Origin of the sequence: Rhodococcus sp. NPDC059969 (assembly GCF_042738325.1) — a bacterium.
GTDB lineage: Bacteria > Actinomycetota > Actinomycetes > Mycobacteriales > Mycobacteriaceae > Rhodococcus_F.
In genome coordinates, this window is sequence record NZ_JBHWUF010000008.1 from 123956 (window position 1) to 142265 (window position 18310).

13 protein-coding genes and 1 pseudogene are annotated in these 18310 nt (G+C 65.3%); 11 read left to right on the forward strand and 3 right to left on the reverse strand.

Features of this window, described 5'->3' with window-relative positions:
* Positions 1–16: 16 nt before the first annotated feature.
* The 4 genes from ACFWAD_RS21535 to ACFWAD_RS21550 all read left to right on the forward strand — a co-directional run bounded on the left by ACFWAD_RS21535 (position 17) and on the right by ACFWAD_RS21550 (position 6284).
* On the forward strand, positions 17–484 hold the full coding sequence (locus tag ACFWAD_RS21535; RefSeq protein ID WP_230815001.1) for a universal stress protein: 468 nt from the start codon (positions 17–19) through the stop codon (positions 482–484).
* 45 nt (positions 485–529) lie between these two features.
* Entirely contained in the window at positions 530–1618 is a 1089-nt protein-coding gene (locus tag ACFWAD_RS21540) for an isochorismate synthase MenF (RefSeq protein WP_378547524.1), read from the forward strand.
* 129 nt (positions 1619–1747) lie between these two features.
* A complete protein-coding gene (locus tag ACFWAD_RS21545; protein ID WP_003945488.1) occupies positions 1748–1921 on the forward strand; it encodes a DUF2613 domain-containing protein in 174 nt (57 codons plus the stop codon).
* A 43-nt stretch (positions 1922–1964) separates the two neighbouring features.
* Positions 1965–6284 carry an alpha-(1->3)-arabinofuranosyltransferase family protein gene (locus ACFWAD_RS21550; protein WP_378547527.1) on the forward strand — a complete coding sequence of 1440 codons (4320 nt, stop codon included), beginning with the start codon at positions 1965–1967 and terminating at the stop codon, positions 6282–6284.
* A 23-nt stretch (positions 6285–6307) separates the two neighbouring features.
* On the opposite strand, the pseudogene ACFWAD_RS21555 reads toward ACFWAD_RS21550, so the two are convergent.
* A pseudogene (locus tag ACFWAD_RS21555) lies at positions 6308–7522 on the reverse strand (acyltransferase family protein); the annotation flags it as partial.
* Positions 7523–7573: 51 nt separating this feature from the next.
* Here ACFWAD_RS21555 and ACFWAD_RS21560 point away from each other — a divergent pair.
* Positions 7574–8707, forward strand: a complete 1134-nt coding sequence (locus ACFWAD_RS21560; RefSeq protein ID WP_019747133.1) for a DUF3068 domain-containing protein — start codon at positions 7574–7576, stop codon at positions 8705–8707.
* Positions 8708–8876: 169 nt separating this feature from the next.
* Positions 8877–9833: an ABC transporter substrate-binding protein gene (locus ACFWAD_RS21565; protein ID WP_378547532.1), complete on the forward strand. Its 957-nt coding sequence runs from the start codon at positions 8877–8879 to the stop codon at positions 9831–9833.
* Here ACFWAD_RS21565 and ACFWAD_RS21570 read toward each other — a convergent pair.
* Positions 9814–11040 (reverse strand): lipopolysaccharide biosynthesis protein, encoded by a 1227-nt coding sequence (locus ACFWAD_RS21570; RefSeq protein WP_378448790.1) that lies wholly within the window; start codon positions 11038–11040, stop codon positions 9814–9816. The genes ACFWAD_RS21565 and ACFWAD_RS21570 overlap by 20 nt on opposite strands.
* Before the next feature lie 33 nt (positions 11041–11073).
* Between ACFWAD_RS21570 and ACFWAD_RS21575 the strand changes: the two genes are divergently transcribed.
* Positions 11074–12813: a hypothetical protein gene (locus ACFWAD_RS21575; RefSeq protein WP_378547535.1), complete on the forward strand. Its 1740-nt coding sequence runs from the start codon at positions 11074–11076 to the stop codon at positions 12811–12813.
* Here the strand turns inward: ACFWAD_RS21575 and ACFWAD_RS21580 are convergent.
* A complete protein-coding gene (locus ACFWAD_RS21580) occupies positions 12760–13974 on the reverse strand; it encodes a glycosyltransferase family 4 protein (RefSeq protein WP_378535469.1) in 1215 nt (404 codons plus the stop codon). The genes ACFWAD_RS21575 and ACFWAD_RS21580 overlap by 54 nt on opposite strands.
* Positions 13975–14147: 173 nt before the next feature.
* Here ACFWAD_RS21580 and ACFWAD_RS21585 point away from each other — a divergent pair, with 173 nt between their 5' ends.
* From ACFWAD_RS21585 to ACFWAD_RS21600, 4 genes are all read left to right on the forward strand, one after another.
* On the forward strand, positions 14148–14918 hold the full coding sequence (locus ACFWAD_RS21585; protein ID WP_378448792.1) for a class I SAM-dependent methyltransferase: 771 nt from the start codon (positions 14148–14150) through the stop codon (positions 14916–14918).
* Positions 14919–14922: 4 nt separating this feature from the next.
* Entirely contained in the window at positions 14923–15810 is an 888-nt protein-coding gene (locus tag ACFWAD_RS21590; protein ID WP_378535467.1) for an ROK family protein, read from the forward strand.
* A 139-nt stretch (positions 15811–15949) separates the two neighbouring features.
* Entirely contained in the window at positions 15950–17137 is a 1188-nt protein-coding gene (locus ACFWAD_RS21595) for a phosphotransferase family protein (protein ID WP_378547538.1), read from the forward strand.
* 1 nt (position 17138) lies between these two features.
* Entirely contained in the window at positions 17139–18308 is a 1170-nt protein-coding gene (locus ACFWAD_RS21600) for a hypothetical protein (RefSeq protein WP_378547541.1), read from the forward strand.
* Positions 18309–18310: the final 2 nt, after the last annotated feature.

An 18310-nucleotide genomic window follows, 5' to 3' on the forward strand; every position in this document is an offset into this window, starting at 1 on the left:
TGACGAGGAGGTCGTGATGCCACAAGGTCTGATGCTCATCGCGTACGACGGTTCCGACAACGCCAAGCGCGCCGTCAACTATGCGGGGCGTTTCCTCTCCGCCAATCGTGCTGTTCTCGTCACCGCCTGGGAGCCGATGGTCCGCCAAGCCGCTCGCATGTCCGGCCTGTCCGGGGTGATGCAACCGGAGTGGGTTCCCGACGACGACGTCGAGGACATCGCGTACACCGACGCCAAAGTCACCCTCGCCGAGGGCGTCGCGCTGGCTGAAGCCGCGGGCCTGACCGTCGAAGGTAGAAGCGCCGAGTGCCGCTCCGCGATCTGGTCTGCAATCGTCGAAACCGCAGACGAATTGGACGTCGACATCATCGTGACCGGCACCCGCGGTACGACGGGTTTGCGGTCGCTACTGCAGAGCAGCGTCGCGGATCATGTTCTGCGTCACAGTCATCGGCCGGTGTTGATCGTCCCTCCAGGTAAGTGACCTTCGCGCATTCCTGATCCGCGGCCGACTAGTGTCGAATGCACCATGGACGGTTTTGTTCTCTCGCGCCCCGATCACAGCGTTGTCACCCGCGGCGTACGACGCAGCTTCGACAGCTCCGACGCGGCCGCCAACGCTCTGTCGGCAGGTTCGGCGAAGCTGATCGTCGGTGCTCTCCCTTTCGACCCGGCTGCCGCAACGGCGTTGTACGAGCCTGCCGAGGCAACGATCACGCCCAGGCAATGGCAACCGGTTGATCCCCAGCCGCTGCCCACGACCCGGGTGGGCCGAGAGATCCCGTCGTCGTCGGAGCATCTTCGTCGGGTGGAAAAGTTGATCGGACGCCTCCGCAGTGGAGAGGTCGACAAAGTTGTCGCGGCTCGCACTGTGGAGCTTCGGACGCAGACCCCGATCTCCCCGGCTGCGCTCGCCGCACGCATGGCGGCGCTCAATCCCGTCGCCAACACCTTTGCCGTCGATCTCTCTGCGGCGGGAGCCGAATTCGAGGGCCACAGCCTGGTCGGCGCAACGCCCGAGGTGTTGGTCAGTCGACGCGGGCGCGTCGTGACGTGTCGCCCGTTGGCCGGGACCGCAAAGCGGTCCACCGACGCCGATCGAGACCGCGAGGCAGGCGAGAGCCTTCTGCATTCGACGAAGAACCTGGCCGAGCACGCCTTCGTGACCTCATGGATCCGCGAGATCCTGCAACCGATGTGCAGTGATTTGTCGGTACCGGCGATACCCGAGCTGACCAATACCCACGAGGTCTGGCACTTGGCCAGCCCGATCCGCGGCACGCTGCGAAACGACACAACTGCGCTCGATCTCGCCATCGCCCTGCATCCGACGCCGGCACTGTGCGGAACACCCACTGACGCGGCACTGAAAGTCATCCGCGAGACCGAGGAGCCACGCCGTTTCTACGGCGGCGCCGTCGGCTGGTGCGACGATGCCGGCGACGGAGATTGGGTGGTTGCCATCCGCTGCGCCGAGATCGGTGCAGACGGCCTCAGTGCCTGGGCCAGCGCGGGTGGCGGAATTGTCGCCGAATCGGACCCGCAGGACGAACTCGACGAGACATCCACGAAACTGCGCACTCTGTTGACCGCGCTTGGCGCCGAAACCCTCGACTGACCAGCACTTCACGAGGGTAATCGTCCGGATTCTCGAGTGCGGGTGATACCTTGACCCGAGCAGTTCGTACGGGCCGGTAAGTCCGTCCGACCGCGAACGACCGACTAACGACCAATTGGGAGATCCGCGATGACGAAGTTCCTTGTCCCCGGTGTGGCCAGCGCTGTCATCGGTGCCGTTCTGGGTGCCGGCGTCATCTTCGGTGTCACGGCCGCCGCGTCGGACAACACTCGTCCCGAGATCGACCGCAGCGGAAACGCAGATTCTTCCGTGCTGAACCAGGTTGAGTACGGCAGCCGCTGAGAGCGCAGGCCTCGCGAGTTCCCGTTCTTCCGCCGACGCAGCGGTGTCTTCGGTAGACACCGCCCCGTCGGCAGAGCCCCTGTCGAAGCGGTGGCTGTTCGGCGCCTCCGTCGTAGCGTTTCTTCTCACTTTTCTGCAATCGCCGGGTCTGATCACCGCTGACACCAAGTACGACCTGACGCAGAATCCGTTCGGTTTCCTCGAACGCGCGTCGCATCAATGGAGTAGTCAGGCCCCGCTCGGCCAGGTTCAGAACCAGGCCTACGGATATTTCTTTCCGCACGGGCCGTTCTTCGCGCTCGGCGAGTTGGCGAACGTTCCGCCGTGGATCACCCAGCGCATCTGGTGGGCTCTGCTCCTGATCGCGGGTTTCTGGGGCATCATCCGAGTTGCCGAGGCTCTCGGAATCGGCAGCCGTAGTTCGCGCGTCATCGCAGCGGTTGCCTTCGTTCTATCTCCCCGCGTACTGACCACGCTCGGCTCGATTTCCTCGGAAACCCTGCCGATGATGTTGGCGCCCTGGGTGTTGTTGCCGGTGGTTTTGGCCTTCGGCCCTGTGCGTGGAAAAGGAGTCCCTGGACTCCCTGACCGCTCACGGGGGTTGAGGCGGTTGGCCGCACAATCCGCCCTCGCCGTCGCGCTCATGGGTTCGATCAATGCCGTCGCCACCGCCGCGGCCTGCCTTGTCGCGATCATCTGGTGGCTCTCGCACAAACCCAACCGAACATGGCTGACGTTCACCGCCTGGTGGGCCCTGTTCGTCGCTCTCGGCACCCTGTGGTGGATCGTTCCGCTCCTGCTGCTCGGCAAGATCAGCCCACCGTTTCTCGACTACATCGAGTCCGCCGGTGTCACCACTCAGTGGGCATCGCTCGCCGAGATACTTCGCGGCACGGACAGTTGGACCCCGTTCGTCTCCCCCGAACGCATTGCCGGCGCCGTACTGGTCACCCAGCCCGCAGCAGTCGTCGCCACCGGTCTGGTTGCCGCCGCCGGTCTCGCCGGGCTCTGCATGCGGTCCATGCCTGCTCGCGGCAGGCTGACGCTCATCCTGTTCGTCGGTATCACCGGCCTGGCCGCGGGATACGTGGGTGAACTCAGCTCGCCGGTGTCGGAGTCCGTGCGCCTGTTCCTCGACTCGGCGGGCGCTCCGCTGCGCAACGTCCACAAGCTCGAGCCGTTGGTCCGTCTGCCGCTGGTGCTCGGACTCGCACATCTACTCGCCAAAGTGCCGCTGCCGGGATCGGTTCCGCTCACCCGATGGCGACGCGCGTTCGCCCATCCCGAGCGCGAACCGATGGTCGCACTGACCAGCCTGATCCTTGTCGCCCTCACCCTCTCCACCGCCTTGGCCTGGACTGGAAAGCTCGCTCCCCGCGGTGCGTATCCTGACGTCCCCTCGTACTGGAACGAAGCAGCGCAGTGGCTCGAGGACAACACCTCACCCGGATCGGAAGCAGAACGTGCCCTGGTCGTCCCCGGAGCGCCATTCGGCAGCCAGGTCTGGGGTCTGACGCGTGACGAGCCGCTTCAGGCATTGGCGAGTACGCCGTGGGCAGTGCGTGATTCGGTCCCGCTGACCCCGCCCGGCGCCATTCGCGCGCTCGATTCGGTGCAACGTCTGATCGCCGACGGACGCCCGTCGGACGGACTCGCGCAGACCTTGCTCGGGCAGGGCATCCACTACCTGGTCATGCGCAACGACCTCGACGGCGAAACGTCGCGCTCAGCCAGGCCGATTCTCGTGCATCAAGCGGTCGAAGGCTCTCCTGGAATCGAACGAGTCGCGCACTTCGGTGAGGACAACAGCCCCGAACCGATCGAAGGTCTGGTCGCGGACAGCGATCTGCGCCCCGGTTACCCGGCCATCGAGATCTTCGAGGTCACCCTGCCGGACGGCACCGCGGCGGTCAGTGGACCGTACTCCGTAGCCCTGAACCAGGTTCCGCGCGTACAAGGCGGGCCGGAATCGACTGTGCGCCTTCACGAAAGCGGACTGGTTCCGGGGACCGGGCCGATGATCCTGGCGGCCGACGCCGAAGCTGCGGGACTGCCGGTCGATTCGGTCACCGTCACAGACACCCCACGCGATCGAGAAACCGATTTCGGTCAGGTCGACAACCACAGTTCCGCGCTACGTACCCCCGACGACGCTCGTCGCACCTACAACTTGGTTCCCGACTATCCGGTTGCGAACACGCCTCTCGTGGAAGGCCGTTGGAGCGGCGCTTCGATCACCGTCTCCAGCGCCGCCTCCGACGCCACCCAGTTGGGAGGCACCTCGCCGTCGAGTAGCCCCGCATCGACGGTCGACGGCGATCCGGCCACCGGTTGGTTCAGCAACGGCATCGAACGAGCACTGGGTCAGTGGTTGCAGATCGACTTCGACGCACCGATTTCCAGTGGCCTGCTCCACCTGACCACCAGTGCCGCGGCAATCGGCGCCCCTGTCAAATGGCTCGAGGTCTCCACACCGAACGGCAGCACGGCGGTGAAGGTGGAGCGTCCGGGCGAGCCCATCACCGTCTCGATTCCGGGCGGAAATACGCCGTGGGTGCGCGTCACGGCGACTCACACCGAAAACGGTTCACCCGGAACACAGTTCGGCATCAGTGAACTCTCCGTCGAGGATTTCTCCGACCGCAATGCGCCGAAGACCGTACCGATCCGTTTCGACACGGTCCTGCCGAGTACGCCGTCAGGCACATCCGTGAACGCCTGGAATTTGAGCCAGGAGTTCCCCGGCCGCAATGCGTGCGCGGACTCGACGGACCGCGTGCGATGCAGCAATGCGTTCATGGCGATACCCGAAGAGCCCAGCCGTTTCCAGCGCACGCTCTCGGTTCCCGAAAACACCGTGGTTACACCGGAACTGACTGTCCGAGCGCGTCAAGGAAACGCCCTCGAGGACCTCCTTTCCGTCCCCGGCCGAATCACGGCTTCGGGTTCGAGCGACATCGGCGACACCCGCGGATCTGCCTTCGCTGCCACGGACGGCGACGCACGCACCACGTGGTCGGCGCCGCAGCGCACCACCGAACCCGGCGGCCCGAAACCGACTCTGACACTTACTCTCCCCGAGCCGACACTGGTCACCGGTCTGGACATCACGCGAGGGCTCGGCACCCTCCCGTCGCTGCCGACCAGCGTCGCAGTGAACCTCGGCAACGGCCCGCAGGTCCGAGACCTCGAAACACCTCAGACCAGTCGAGTTCTCCTCTCCCCCTACGTCACCGACAAGATCGTCCTGAGTGTCACCGATTGGGAACCCGTCCTCGATCAAACGGCACTCGGCTTCGCCCAGGCGCAGCCCACCGGCCTCGCCGAGGTCGGTGTCATCGGCGCCGACGGAACCCCGATCGCCGATTCCGGAGTGCAGGACACGGACGCACTCGACAACCGCACCGTCACCGTCCCGTGTGGCGACGGCCCGACCATTTCGGTTGCCGGACAGCAGTTCCCCACCTCGATTACCGCGACGGCGGCGCAGCTACGCACCGGCGCACCGATCGAGGCGCTCGCGTGCGGCCCGAACGCGTCGGCGCCCCTGCCCGCGGGACAGCCCGAGGTGGTCGTCGAACCCGGCGCGGCGTTCTCGGTCGACAACCTCGATCTGACGACTGTCGATCCATCACCCGCACAACGGAATACACCGCTCGAATCGACCGCGTGGACGGCGAATCACCGGGAACTCACCGTCACGAACTCGTCCACCGATCAGCTGATCGTCAATCCCGAGAGCACCAGCATCGGCTGGATCGCCGCGGCGCCGGACGGTTCCGAACTGACGCCGGTGGTCGTGAACGGATGGCAGCAGGGCTGGATCGTGCCGGCAGGCACCGCGGGAACCGTCACCATCGACTTCCCCAGTGACCGTTGGTACCGCCTCGGCATCTTCGGCGGACTCGTGTTGCTGATCCCGCTGCTGTTCGCAGCTTTTGTCCCCGCTCGCCGAGAGTCCAAGCCCCTCACACCGCCCCGACCGTGGCGCAGCGTCGCGGCGGGATGGGTGGGCGTGCTCGCGGCGGCCACCGTCATCGGCGGCGGAGTGGGAGCGGCGATCGCGGTTGTCTGCTCGATCCTCGGGCTCGCCGCGCTGCGATTCTTCGGCCCGGCTCGAACCGCACGAATCCTGGTCGGCAATGCCGGCGTGGCGGCGATGATCGGCATCACGCTGCTCTCGACGGGACCGTGGCGGGCACCGGGCGGCTACGTGGGTGACTCGTTCGCGATTCAGTTCTCGATGTTGGTCGCCTTGGTCGTGACCGGGTTGGCCGCGCTGCCCTTTGCCGGTTCACCGATGTGGCGACGCTTCTCCCACCGCGTCACCGCAACGCGCGCCGGTTCCTCCACCAACGCGTAACTGGCCGAGGCCACAGCGACGCTCAGGACGACCGTAAGGGCCAGGACGTAGAAGAAGCTGCCCGAGAACGGAACTATGCCGAACACGGGGAACACAGCGTTCAGTACGGCCAGGTGCCAGATGAACAGGCCGTAGGACCAACGTCCAATTGCCAGCGCCAGCGGGCTCGCCAGGAATCGATGCTGCGATTGATCGCGCAACACCAATGGCGCGATCAACGAAAAACTGATGATCGCGCCGAGAGCAATCTTGATCGCGTACTGCCACGGCTCCGGCCGCACCAGACCTTCGGGCCCGGCCAGATCGGTGCACGAGAGAACGAAGGCGACCAAGGCAAAAAAGGTCAGGAGTACCCGACGGTGCGCGAGGCGATGCACCCACGTCGACGGGCCAACTGCCAGCTCGGCCAGGATCATGCCGGCGCCGAACCACGGCAGGTAGCCGGGCAGCCAGTTGTCGTGGTGGATGGCGTCCGGCGTCGGAATCGGAATGAATGCCCACGTCAAGGCCAAGACAGACACCCCGAGCAGAAGCGGCAGCCGGAACCGGGCCGAGTCGCCACGGAGTCGCACCATCAGGAAGGCGAACAACGGCAGCAGGAGGTAGAACGCCACCTCGACCGACAGGCTCCACATCTGTGTGAGCCCCTCGGTGAGTGTCAACGGCACGAATACCTGCGCCAACCCGAGATTCGCCAGCCACACTTGGTAGCCCCCGCCCGCGCCGGGCAGGAACAGCAGGATCAGGACCACTGCCACCCAGTACGCCGGCAGAATGCGCGTCGCGCGGGAGATCCAGTACCGGACGGTCGACTGTGGCTGCCCGATTCCGCGAGCCTTTGCCGCGTGGGGGCGCCACAGCAGAAATCCGGACAAAGCAAAGAACACCGCTACGGCGAGATCGAGTCGGCCGAACGCGCGCCCGATCGCACCCGACTGAGCTTCACCCGTCTGGAACGCGACATGGGTGACGAGGACGCCGAGCGCGGCCAATCCACGCATACCGTCCAAAGCTGGAACGAAGCCCCGAGCCTGTGGCGGGACCGTCTGAGAGGAATTCGTGGAACTGATCATCACGGATAAGTGTGCACCCCAGGCCGATTGAGGGAAACCACCAGGGACTCGCAACAAAATGCCTGGCCAATTCATGCCCTCATGCGACAAACCGGGCCGGTGGACTGTTAGTGTTCTGCCACACATGGTGTCCATCGGGGGCCCCATGCGATCTGCGCAGCTCATATTGTGCCGGTTGGGGAACCTCGAAAGACTTAACGGGTTAGGAGTCACAGCATGGCGGAACGCTCAGGGCCGAGCCGGATACTTCCTTGCATTCTGGTGGGCCTCGGTGCCTTCCTTTTGGCCATCGCCATCCTCATTCCTACCTACACGGTAGGCAAGCTGGAGAAGACGCCACTCGACCTCGAGGTGACCACCGTCGCCACGGGCACCGGTAGCGTCCTCAACTCGGCGGCCCTCCTCGGCGGTAAGGCACAGGTCGACACCAACGTGCCGATCGTCGCTCAGCGCTACGTCACCACGCAGGACCCGTCCGACGCCGACATCATCACCGTCGAAGCCGGCCAGACGGTCCGTCGTACCGACAAGCAGGGCGACACCGGGCTGCTGACCGCAACCCTGGACCGCGTCACGCTCGATCGCGTCAGCTCGATGCCGACCAACGATCCGGTCGGAACCGTCCAGACCTCCAGCGACCAGCCCGCCGAAGAAGTTTCCCGCGACGGTCTGCAGTACAAGTTCCCGTTCAACACGGAACAGAAGAGCTACCCCTACTTCGACCTGAACGCTCGCGCCACGAAGGACATCGACTTCGTCGAAGAGACCGAGATCAACGGTCTGAAGGTGTACCACTTCCAGCAGACGATCGATCCCGTCGACCTGTCGAAGGTCGTCAACTCCCCCACCAACAAGCTGAGCCTGCCCGCCGACACCTGGGGCGTTCCCGGTGGCGCTACTCCGATCACGATGACGCGTTGGTACACCAACGTCCGTGACCTGTGGGTCGAGCCCAAGACCGGCGTTGTCGTCAAGGGCCAGGAGCAGTTGCACCAGTACTACGGACGCAACAAGGATGCCGTCGACGTCGAGGTTCTCAAGGTCACCCTGCCCTTCGACGAAGCGACCATCGAGTACCAGGTCCAGCAGGCACGTGACGGCATGGACAAGCTCTCGCTCTTCGGCCGCACCGTCCCGATCGTGGCAGGTGTCCTCGGCGTCATCGCACTGATCGCCGGTATCTTCCTCGGCCTCCGCGGCGGCAAGGGCGGAACTCCGGCCCGCGCTGCACACGGCGGAACGAACCAGAATCCCAGCGGCCAGGGTTCGCCAGAGCCGGCTCCGGGTGAGCACGACTGGACCTCGGACGACACTCAGGTGATCCCGCGTCCGGATCTGCGCAAGGACTGATTCAGACAGTAAGTAGAGCGCCCCTTCCACACGGAAGGGGCGCTCTACTGCGTTTCGGGATGTTGTTGCCGGATCGGCGTACGGATTGGCGCGACGGATGGTTCCCTCCGCACGGTCACGGGCTTAGCGTTTTCTGGAAGTCCGGATCACCCCGAGCACGAGGAGCCACATGCCCGCATCAACAGTTCTGGGGTCACACATCTGTGTCAGCGATCTGACGCGGCGGAGATTCGTGGTCGGCACGGCAGCATTCTCCGGGCTGTTCGCCGCCGGTTGCGCAAGGTCCGCCGGGACCGAGAGCGATGCGTCCGGGATGCGCACGGTCACGACCTCTCTCGGAACCTACGACATTCCGCTCACCCCGAAGCGCGTCGTCGCCATCGACTCCCGACTCGACCTCGAACCGGCCGTCGCGATGGGCCTACCGGTCATCGCCTACAGCTTCGACGCCGCCGAGCCGTGGGTTCCTGCTGATCCCACGGCGCAGGTGTTCGAGGCACCGGTCAACGTCGAGGCAATTCTCGCGCTGGAACCAGACCTGATCATCTGCACCGACATCGGTGAGGCCTCCGACATGTGGCCGCTGCAGCAGTTGAGCCAGACAGCGCCGGTGCTTCCGATGGACTTCACGCGCCCTTGGCGCGAGAACATCGATCAGTTGGCGAGTTGGCTGGGGCGCACCGAGAACCCCGACGTCCGTCAGGTCATCGGAGCGTACGAGGACAAAGCAGCCGGATTGAAGGAACGCCATGCCCAGAGCTTGGCGAGCAAGCAGATCGTGCTGCTGAACTACGTGAACCAGAAGGTCAACGGCGTCAACCGCAAGGGCATCTCCACGCAGGTTGCCGAAGACCTCGGCGTGCAACTCCAGTGGCCGGTCGAGGGACAGAAGGAGATCTCCACCGAAAATCTGGTGACTGCTCTCGACTCGGCCGACGGAATGATCGTCACCACCGCGCCCGGCGTGGATCCCGTCAGCGACGACCGCGCGATGTGGAACCGTATCCGCGCAGTTCAAGGCGACAACGTCGTCTACACGGGTGGGAACATCAACTACGGATCCGTCTACACCGCGATGCGCACGCTCGACTACTTCGACGATCTGTTCACGCGTCTGGAGAACTGACGCCGCTGCGAGGGGCCGGCCCGGCGCGGTCGGCACTTCGCACCGCGGCGACGGACACCGCCAACGCCGTCGTCGACGCAACCACGACGGCGACACCGATCAACTCTCCCGGCGTCTTCGCCCACACCAGCATGACCGTCGCCTCCACAGCCAGCCCTGCCCATGCCAGAAGGGCCACTCGTGTGCGTTCTGACGCGATTGCGGACAGCAAAGCGCCCTGGAGTACCGCCAGCGCTGCACCGTGCAGAGCGAAGGCCCACAGCATCGGAGCGACGGCGGCGTACGCGTCGCCCACGAGCATCGGCACCAGCGGGCCGGCAACCGCCGCCCCCAGAACCAAGACGGCGCCGATACCGACCAGCACCGCCAGAGCCGAGCGAACCGCCTGCGCCGAGTGCGCCGGGTTCGCCATCTTCGGGTACAGCACGACGCCCACTGCCTGCGGCAGCCAGAACGCGACCTTCGTCGCGACGGCGCCCAGTGCGTAGACACCGGCGTCGTATTCACTGAGGACGACGCGGACGATCAGCAGGTCCAGCGAGGACAACGCGATAAGCGCGAGCTGAACCTGCGACGCCGCGAGCACGGAGACGACGCCGATACGCACCGGCCGGTCCTCGCTCACCGAGACGGTTCGGTCGACCACGCGCACTATCGCCACCAGCACCGCGGTTCCGGCCGCGCCCGCGACCAATGCCGCACCTGCTCCGCCGCCGAATGCCAGAACGATCACTGCCGGAAGGACTTTCATCACCCCGGCGCCGGCGAGTACCGCACTGAGAGTGCCGAATCGACCGTGCCCCTGCAACAACCCCTGCTCCGTGGCCAACAGAACCAACATGGGCGCGGTCACCAACGCCGAGAACGCCGCCACGATTCCGGTGTCGAGCAGCCACGCCATCGCCGGAGCCAGCGCCACCGCGAGGACGGCGACGATCGCCGTGCATCGATACCCCAACGACCGCAACGCATCTGTACTCTTGCCACGCACCGCCTCGCGGGCCACCACCGTCTGCAACGCCAACGCCGGAACCGCAAGTACCAACTGGGCGGCAAGCAGACTCGCGAACTCGCCGTAGCCGACCGGCCCCAACCATCTACTGGCCAACCACGCCAACAGGTACGACGCGACATTGGCCGTCATCGATCCCACCAAAACCATGCCGACCCCGGCCGCGGCGGCGCGATCGAGTGGTTGGCGAGGCATGGCAGTAATGATGCACCACGTATCGTGCGCGTCATGACAGTGCAAGCCGGATACCGCCGTTACCTGCCTGCGGCGTACAGCCTGGCGCTGGCACTGTTGATCCTCGGACCGCTGCTCGGCCCCGGCTACCTCCTGCTGCGCGACGCCGTCAGCACGCCGCGCTCGTACCTGACCGACTCGGCCCTCGGACTCACCGACGCCGCAGCCCGCGCTGTTCCCCAGGACGCGCTGATCGCAGCATTGAGCACCGTGATCGACGGCGGACTGGTGGTCAAGTTCATCCTGCTCGCGGCGCTCTGGCTCGCCGGTTGGGGTGCGGCGCGCATGGTCGCCGTTCTGCTGCCGACTGCCGGTCTCGGTCCACAACTCGTCGCGTCGACGGTGATGCTCTGGAACCCGTATGTGGCCGAGCGCCTGCTGCAAGGACATTGGAGTCTGCTGACCGGATATGCCGCACTGCCGTGGATCGTGTGTGCCGGAATCGGAGTTCGCCGAGCAACGCCCGGATCGTGGTGGGCGTTGGCCGCGTCACTGGCATTCGCGGGCCTGACACCTACCGGCGCTCTGCTCGCTCTGGCGGCTGCCTTGGTGGTGGTTGCCTCCCCAGGAGGGCGCACCTCCGCTCCGAGGCGTATCTGCGGCACTGTCGGGCTCTTCCTCGTCACGGCCTCGCCGTGGTTGGTCGCCACCTTCGTATCCGGAGCAGCAGGCGACGGTTCCGATCCAGCAGGAGTCGCGGCCTTTGCCGCCCGAGCGGAACCCGGACTCGCGACGCTCGGCAGCCTCGCCGGTCTCGGCGGTATCTGGAACTCGGCAGCGATACCGTCTACGCGCACAACACTCTTCGCATTGATCGGAACACTTCTTCTGCTAGTCGTGGTGTTCGCCGGTGTGCCCGCTCTGTGGCGACGACGCCGAAACCCTGTCGTCTCCGGACTCGGCGCGCTGGCACTGTTTGCGGTGCTGGCTCCGACCCTGGGCGCCACCCCGTGGGGACTCGACGTCGGCCGATGGTCGGTCGAGGTGTTCACCGGCGCCGGTCTGCTGCGTGACGCGCAGAAGTGGGTCGCGCTGGCCGTACCGTTCTACGCACTCGCTGCCGCCGCCGCGGTGATGTGGGCAGGCAATCGGTTCACCGTTCCCCGCCCGACATTCTCGATCGTCGCCGTCGTGGTGACGATCGTGGCACTGCCGGATCTCGTGTGGGGCGTCGGCGGCGCGTTGAAACCCGTGCACTATCCCGGGTCCTGGACCGTGGTGGTCGAGCAACTGCAAGACGAAACCGGTGACGTTGCAGTGCTTCCCGCCGGAATGTTCCGTGCCTTCCCCTACAGCGGCGATGCGCCGGTGCTCGATCCCGCACCACGCTTCCTGCCTCTCGACGTTCTGCAGACCGGCCAACTGGTGGTTGCCGGTGGTGCGGTCGGCGGCGAGGGAACCCGAGCCACCCAGGTCGAGGACCTACTGCTGGCCGGCGGAAGTCCTACGCAGTTGGCCGCTCTCGGAGTCGGATGGGTGCTGATCGAGCGCGGGACACCGGGTCAACTCGGCAACTCGGCAACTGCGCTCGACGGATTGGAGCAGGTCTTCGCCGACGACGATCTCGAGCTCTACCGAGTACGGGGAGACGTTGCCACACAGGAAGCCTCGACCGGCGCCCGAACTGCCGTCATAGTCGCGCATCTCGCGTGGATACTGATGGGCGTGATCGCGCTGATCTCAGTCGGACTGAACCAGAACCGAATTCGACTCGCGCGGCGCGGCCAGTCCTGAGACCCACCGGCCGTCCTTGTGTGCAGACAGCACCTCCAGGACTCCGGTGCCGGTCTGTTCCCAGGAGAACTCGCCGGACCACACGCGAGCTTTCTCACCGAGCACCGTGCGGAGTTCGTGGTCGCGGAGCAGGGTGCCGGCAGCCTGCGTCAGATCAGCGATGTCACCGTCGCCGGCATGCTCGCCACCGACCAGAAGCCCGGTCACTCCGTCGACGATCGAATCGGTCAGGCCTTTGGAACTGCGGTAGCCGATCGTCGGAACACCGTGCTGCGCAGCCTCGATGACTGCAAGACCCCATCCTTCTTTTCGCGAAGGCATGAGATGAATCCACGACTGCGCCAGTAGTTCATGTTTACGAGCCTCGTCGACGTGACCGTAGAACGAGACGGCGTCACCGATCCCCAACTCGGCGGCACGATCACGCAGGTTCTGCTCCCACCAACCACCACCGATGACGTCGAGATGGATGCTTGGAAGCGTCGGCCGCAGCGCCGCGACAGCTTCGAGTGCGTCCTCGATCTGCTTGTGCGGCACCAGCCGTGAGAGAACCGAAATGGTGGGACGCTCGGCCCTGGTGATCGAACCACCCGCGTCGACGCCGACGGGAAGCCGATCGGCACCGTTGCGCACCACGGCAATTCGTTCGCGCTCGACACCGAGGTCTACCAATTCTTCCGCCGAGGGAAGCGACACCGTCAGATACTGACTACGTCGATGGGTGCGCGGTGACAATCGCGATTCGACCCACCAGCCGATCCGACCGACGAGCTTGCCTGCCACCGGCCACTGTTCACGATGGCAGTGATGGACCAGAAGCGTGACCGGCGCACCCGCCACGGTCTTGGAGAAGAAGGGGATGCCGTTCTGGGTGTCGATCACCGCGTCGGGGCGAATGCCCTTCAGCGATCCGAAACCCAGACGCCCAGCGGCAATGGCAGCCAGAGCGCGGGGATACACACTGAAACGTCCACCCGCTCGGCTGATGGTGATGCCGTCACGAACCTCCGACGCGGGCGCTCCGGGATACGACGCCGTCCGCAGCGTCACCTTGATGCCGCGCTCGGCCAACTGGGATCCGACCTGCTCGAGGTAACGCTCGCTTCCACCGCCCTGGGGATGCCCGGTATCGCGCCAGCAGAGCAACAGAACCTCGCGCACGTGCGTTACTCCCTGAGTTGGTCGGTGGCCACCACGATTCGGGCGATCCTGCGGGATGCCCCGCCTGACCGGCCGGTAACCCTGCCGAACACCCTAACTGTTCGAGCGTCCGTATTGCCGCGCTCCTGACGGTGTTCGTGGACCGGGCGCCCCAGTGGCTAAAGTTGCTACCCGTGACCAAGCCCGCAGTGACCCGCATTTTCGGCCGACGGGCAACCCTGAAACGCTCGTTCGGCCTGCTCAGCGACTTCCGCCACGAGCAGACCGCACCCGACATCTTCTACGGTGCGCTCGCACGCGACTCCGTCGAATTGATCTCGGACCTGCACGAAGGTCACACCGGGCGATCCCTCGACGGCCTCACCGTCCTCGACGTGGGCGGCGGGCCGGGCTATTTCGCGGAGGTCTTTCAGGCCGCCGGTGCCCGCTACATTCCCGTCGAACCCGATCCCTCGGAGATGCATGCGGCAGGTCTGACGGTAGGAGGGGCGGTGCGTGGATCCGGTTTGGCGCTGCCGTTCCTGGACTCGTCGGTGGACATCTGCTTCTCCTCCAACGTGGCCGAACACGTCAGTGAGCCGTGGCTGATGGCGGAGGAAATGCTGCGCGTGACCAAGCCCGGCGGCTTGATGGTTCTCTCGTACACCTTGTGGTGGGGTCCGTTCGGCGGCCACGAAACCGGGCCGTGGCATGCGCTGGGCGGCGAGTACGCGGCCAAGCGGTACCTCCGCAAGACCGGACGCGAACCGAAGAACAGATTCGGGGTGTCGTTGTTCAAAGTCGGCGCCACCGACGGCCTACGCTGGGCCCGTGGAACCAGCCAGGGAACATTGCTCGCCGCGATCCCGCGCTACCACCCGTCGTGGGCGTGGTGGATGGTCCGAGTCCCCGGCCTGCGGGAGTTCCTGGTGAGCAACCTCGTCGTGGTTCTCGAAAAGCGATAGCGGCATGCGCCTCGCACTCGACATCGGTGGCACCAAGATGGCTGCCGGCGTCGTGTCCGAGGATGGCCGTGTTCCCGTGTTCGACAGCGTGCCGACGCCGCAGACCGACCCGTGGGGAGCGTGCGCAGCGCTACTCGAGCGAGTCGCCGACGGCCGAGGCGTCGACGGTGTGGGCATCGCCTGCGCCGGGCCGGTGGACACCGTCTCCGGCGTCGTCGCTCCCATCAACATCACCGAGTGGGCACAGGGATTCGAGCTGGTCGCGGGCGTCCGTAACCTCTTTCCCGACGCCGGAACCGCCCTCGCCATGGACGGGGCGGCAGCGGCGCTGGCGGAGTTCCACCACGGCGCCGGACGCGGAAACCCGAACCTCCTGAGCCTGGTCGTCTCTACGGGAATCGGCGGCGGAATTGTTCTCGGCGGAGAGATCACGCAAGGTCGAACCGGCAACGCGGGCCACATCGGTCACCTCGTCGTTCCAGGCTCTGCCGAACCGTGCAGCTGTGGGGGCGTCGGCTGCCTCGAGACGGTGGCCAGTGGACCGTCCGCGGTGCGATGGGCTCGTAGCCAGGGCTGGTCGGGGAACACCGGCCGTGAACTAGCCGAGGGTGCACGCAGCGGCGACGCGATCGCCGTGGACGCGCTTCACCGCGCAGGCACGGCGCTCGGTGGTGCCATCGCCTCTGCGGCTGCCCTCCTGGACGTGGACCTCGCGGTGATCGGTGGCGGTTTCGCACAGTCGGGTGCACCGCTGTGGGAACCGATGCTCGACGCGGCTGCCCGACATGCCCGTTTGTCGTTCATCGCCGGGCTCCGGATCGTTCCCGCCGAGCTGGGCGGCGCCGGAACTCTGACCGGTGCGGGCTTGCTCGCGCTCACCGCCGTTATCTGACACGCGTTCTTCCCCGATAAATCCGCAGGGAGTCCCACTAAACGGGTGCCACCTGTTCCCAATTTCTGTAACGTGTTTTAGTGTTCTGACTCACACCGTTACGGGCATTGCACGTGACGCCTACGGGAAGGAGGTGACCGTGAGCCCAGACGCTTCCTCATCTGACGTTGCCTCGACTGCTTCTTCGACCGATGAAACCGAGCATCACGCCCAGGTCGCCCGACCGAGCGATTCCCTCCGCGACACCGAAGATCTCCGTGAGCGCCTGGAACGGTGGATGGCCGGCAAGGTGCCGAGCGAATCCACTGTGACCGTCGCCGACGTCACCTTGCCCGCAGCCAACGGCATGTCCAGCGAAACCATCCTCTTCGACGCCACCTGGGACGGCGAACATCATCCCTTGGTCGCTCGGGTGGCACCGACGGAATCGACCATGCCGGTCTTTCCTGCCTACGACCTCGAATCCCAGTTCCGCACCATGGCTCAGGTGCGCGAGCACTCGGCGGTGCCCGTACCTGCCGTGTACTGGTCCGAATCCGACCCGGACGCGTTGGGTGCGCCGTTCTTCGTGATGGAACGCATCTCCGGCGACGTGCCACCTGACGTCATGCCGTACAACTTCGGATCGTGGGTCACCGAAGCGTCCCCCGAGCAGCGAAAGACCCTCCAGCGCAGCTCGGTCGACGTCCTGGCTCAGTTGCATGACATCGACAAGCCGTGTGAGCGTTTCGACTTCCTCCGGCTCCCCAATTCGGGAACGACTGCACGAGAGGCATTCACGGCACACATCGCCGAGCAGCGCGCGTACTACGAGTGGGTGGTCTCCGACGGGATCAGATCACCGCTCATCGAACGTGCCCTCGACTGGATCGAGGAGAACAATCCCGCGGACGATTCGCCGGCCGTGCTCTGTTGGGGCGACTCGCGCATCGGCAACGTCATGTACCAGGACTTCGCGCCGGTAGCCGTACTCGACTGGGAAATGGCAACTCTCGGCCCGCGAGAGATGGATCTGGGCTGGATGGCATTCCTGCACAGGTTCTTCGAGGACATCGCCGGCCTGGCGAACCTACCCGGCCTTCCCGACTTCCTGAGACTGCCGGATCTCGCGCAGACCTACGCCGAGATCACCGGCCACGCCCCACACGATCTGGAGTTCTACGTTACCTATGCCGCACTGCGTCAGGCGGTCATCATGTGGCGAATCCAGGCCCGCGCCATAGCTTTCGGCCAGTCACAGCGACCCGAAGACCCCGACGACATGATCATGCACCGCGCTTCGCTCGCCGCGATGCTCGACGGTACCTACTGGGAGAGGTTGGCCTGACATGCTCTCACCGATGGACGACTATCCCGTTCACCAGATCGCCGAACCGATCCGTCACGTAGCCACCTCGGATCGAAACTTCTACGACCGCTACTACTTCAACTGCTACCCCACCGAATCCCCCGACGTGTTCCTCATCGTCGGACTCGGCCAGTACCCCAACCTCGGCGTCATGGACGCCTTCGCGGTACTGCGCCGCGGTGACGACCACATCGTTGCGCGTATGTCGAAGGCTCTGAGCGCCGACCGTACCGACACCACCGTCGGACCTTTGCGCATCGAAGTGCTGGAAGGACTGCAGAAGCTCCGCGTCGTACTCGAGCCGGGCAGCGAATACGATCTCTCCTTCGACATCACCTTCGACGCCACCATCCCGGCGGCGCTCGAGCCCAAGCACTTTCGTCGCCAACTCGAACGGGTCACGTTCGATACCTCGCGCTTCCTGCAAACCGGAACCTGGACCGGATCGCTCACCGTCGACGGGGAGGAGTTCGCGATCGACCCGAAGACGTGGCGGGGAAACCGCGACCGCTCGTGGGGTGTGCGTCCGGTCGGAGAAGCCGAACCGCAAGGCAGACGCGCCGTCGACGGAATCCAGAACTTCTTCTGGATCTACGCGGTCATGCAGTTCGACGAGTTCACCATCTCGGTGATCATGCAGGAAGACGAACAGGGCAGGCGCATAGTCGAAGAGGCCATGCGGGTGTGGCCGGACGAAACCAGGGACAACGAATGGCTCGGCCGGCCCGAACACGAACTGACGTTCTGCCCCGACACCCGCGACGTCACCGGAGCCACCATCACCTTCCACCGGCCAGGCGGTGAAGTCCTCACCGTCACCTGCGAACTGTTGCTGGCCAACTACATCGGAATCGGCACCGGCTACGGACTCGAACAGGACTGGCGTCACGGAATGTGGCAAGGCGAACTCGTCGTACAGGGACTGCGCCACAAGGTCCACGAGATCGAACCGTTCCAACGCATGTTCTCCCCCGTCGACAATCTTGCGTCCTTCACGCTCACGGAAGGCGCGAACACCCACACCGGCACCGGCCTTTTCGAGGTAGCCGCCATCGGACCGCACGAGAAATACGGATTCACCAGTTTCACCGACACCGCACAGGCAGACGACGCGTATGCCCTCGCGGCGACCGACAACACCGAGGAATGAAT

Bases quoted from the DNA above. Each gene is read 5' to 3' on its own strand.
- ACFWAD_RS21535 (WP_230815001.1), top strand. From the start codon at position 17: ATGCCACAAGGTCTGATGCTCATCGCGTACGACGGTTCCGACAACGCC.
- ACFWAD_RS21540 (WP_378547524.1), top strand. From the start codon at position 530: ATGGACGGTTTTGTTCTCTCGCGCCCCGATCACAGCGTTGTCACCCGC.
- ACFWAD_RS21545 (WP_003945488.1), top strand. From the start codon at position 1,748: ATGACGAAGTTCCTTGTCCCCGGTGTGGCCAGCGCTGTCATCGGTGCC.
- ACFWAD_RS21560 (WP_019747133.1), top strand. From the start codon at position 7,574: ATGGCGGAACGCTCAGGGCCGAGCCGGATACTTCCTTGCATTCTGGTG.
- ACFWAD_RS21565 (WP_378547532.1), top strand. From the start codon at position 8,877: ATGCCCGCATCAACAGTTCTGGGGTCACACATCTGTGTCAGCGATCTG.
- ACFWAD_RS21570 (WP_378448790.1), bottom strand. From the start codon at position 11,040: ATGCCTCGCCAACCACTCGATCGCGCCGCCGCGGCCGGGGTCGGCATG.
- ACFWAD_RS21575 (WP_378547535.1), top strand. From the start codon at position 11,074: ATGACAGTGCAAGCCGGATACCGCCGTTACCTGCCTGCGGCGTACAGC.
- ACFWAD_RS21590 (WP_378535467.1), top strand. From the start codon at position 14,923: ATGCGCCTCGCACTCGACATCGGTGGCACCAAGATGGCTGCCGGCGTC.
- ACFWAD_RS21600 (WP_378547541.1), top strand. From the start codon at position 17,139: ATGCTCTCACCGATGGACGACTATCCCGTTCACCAGATCGCCGAACCG.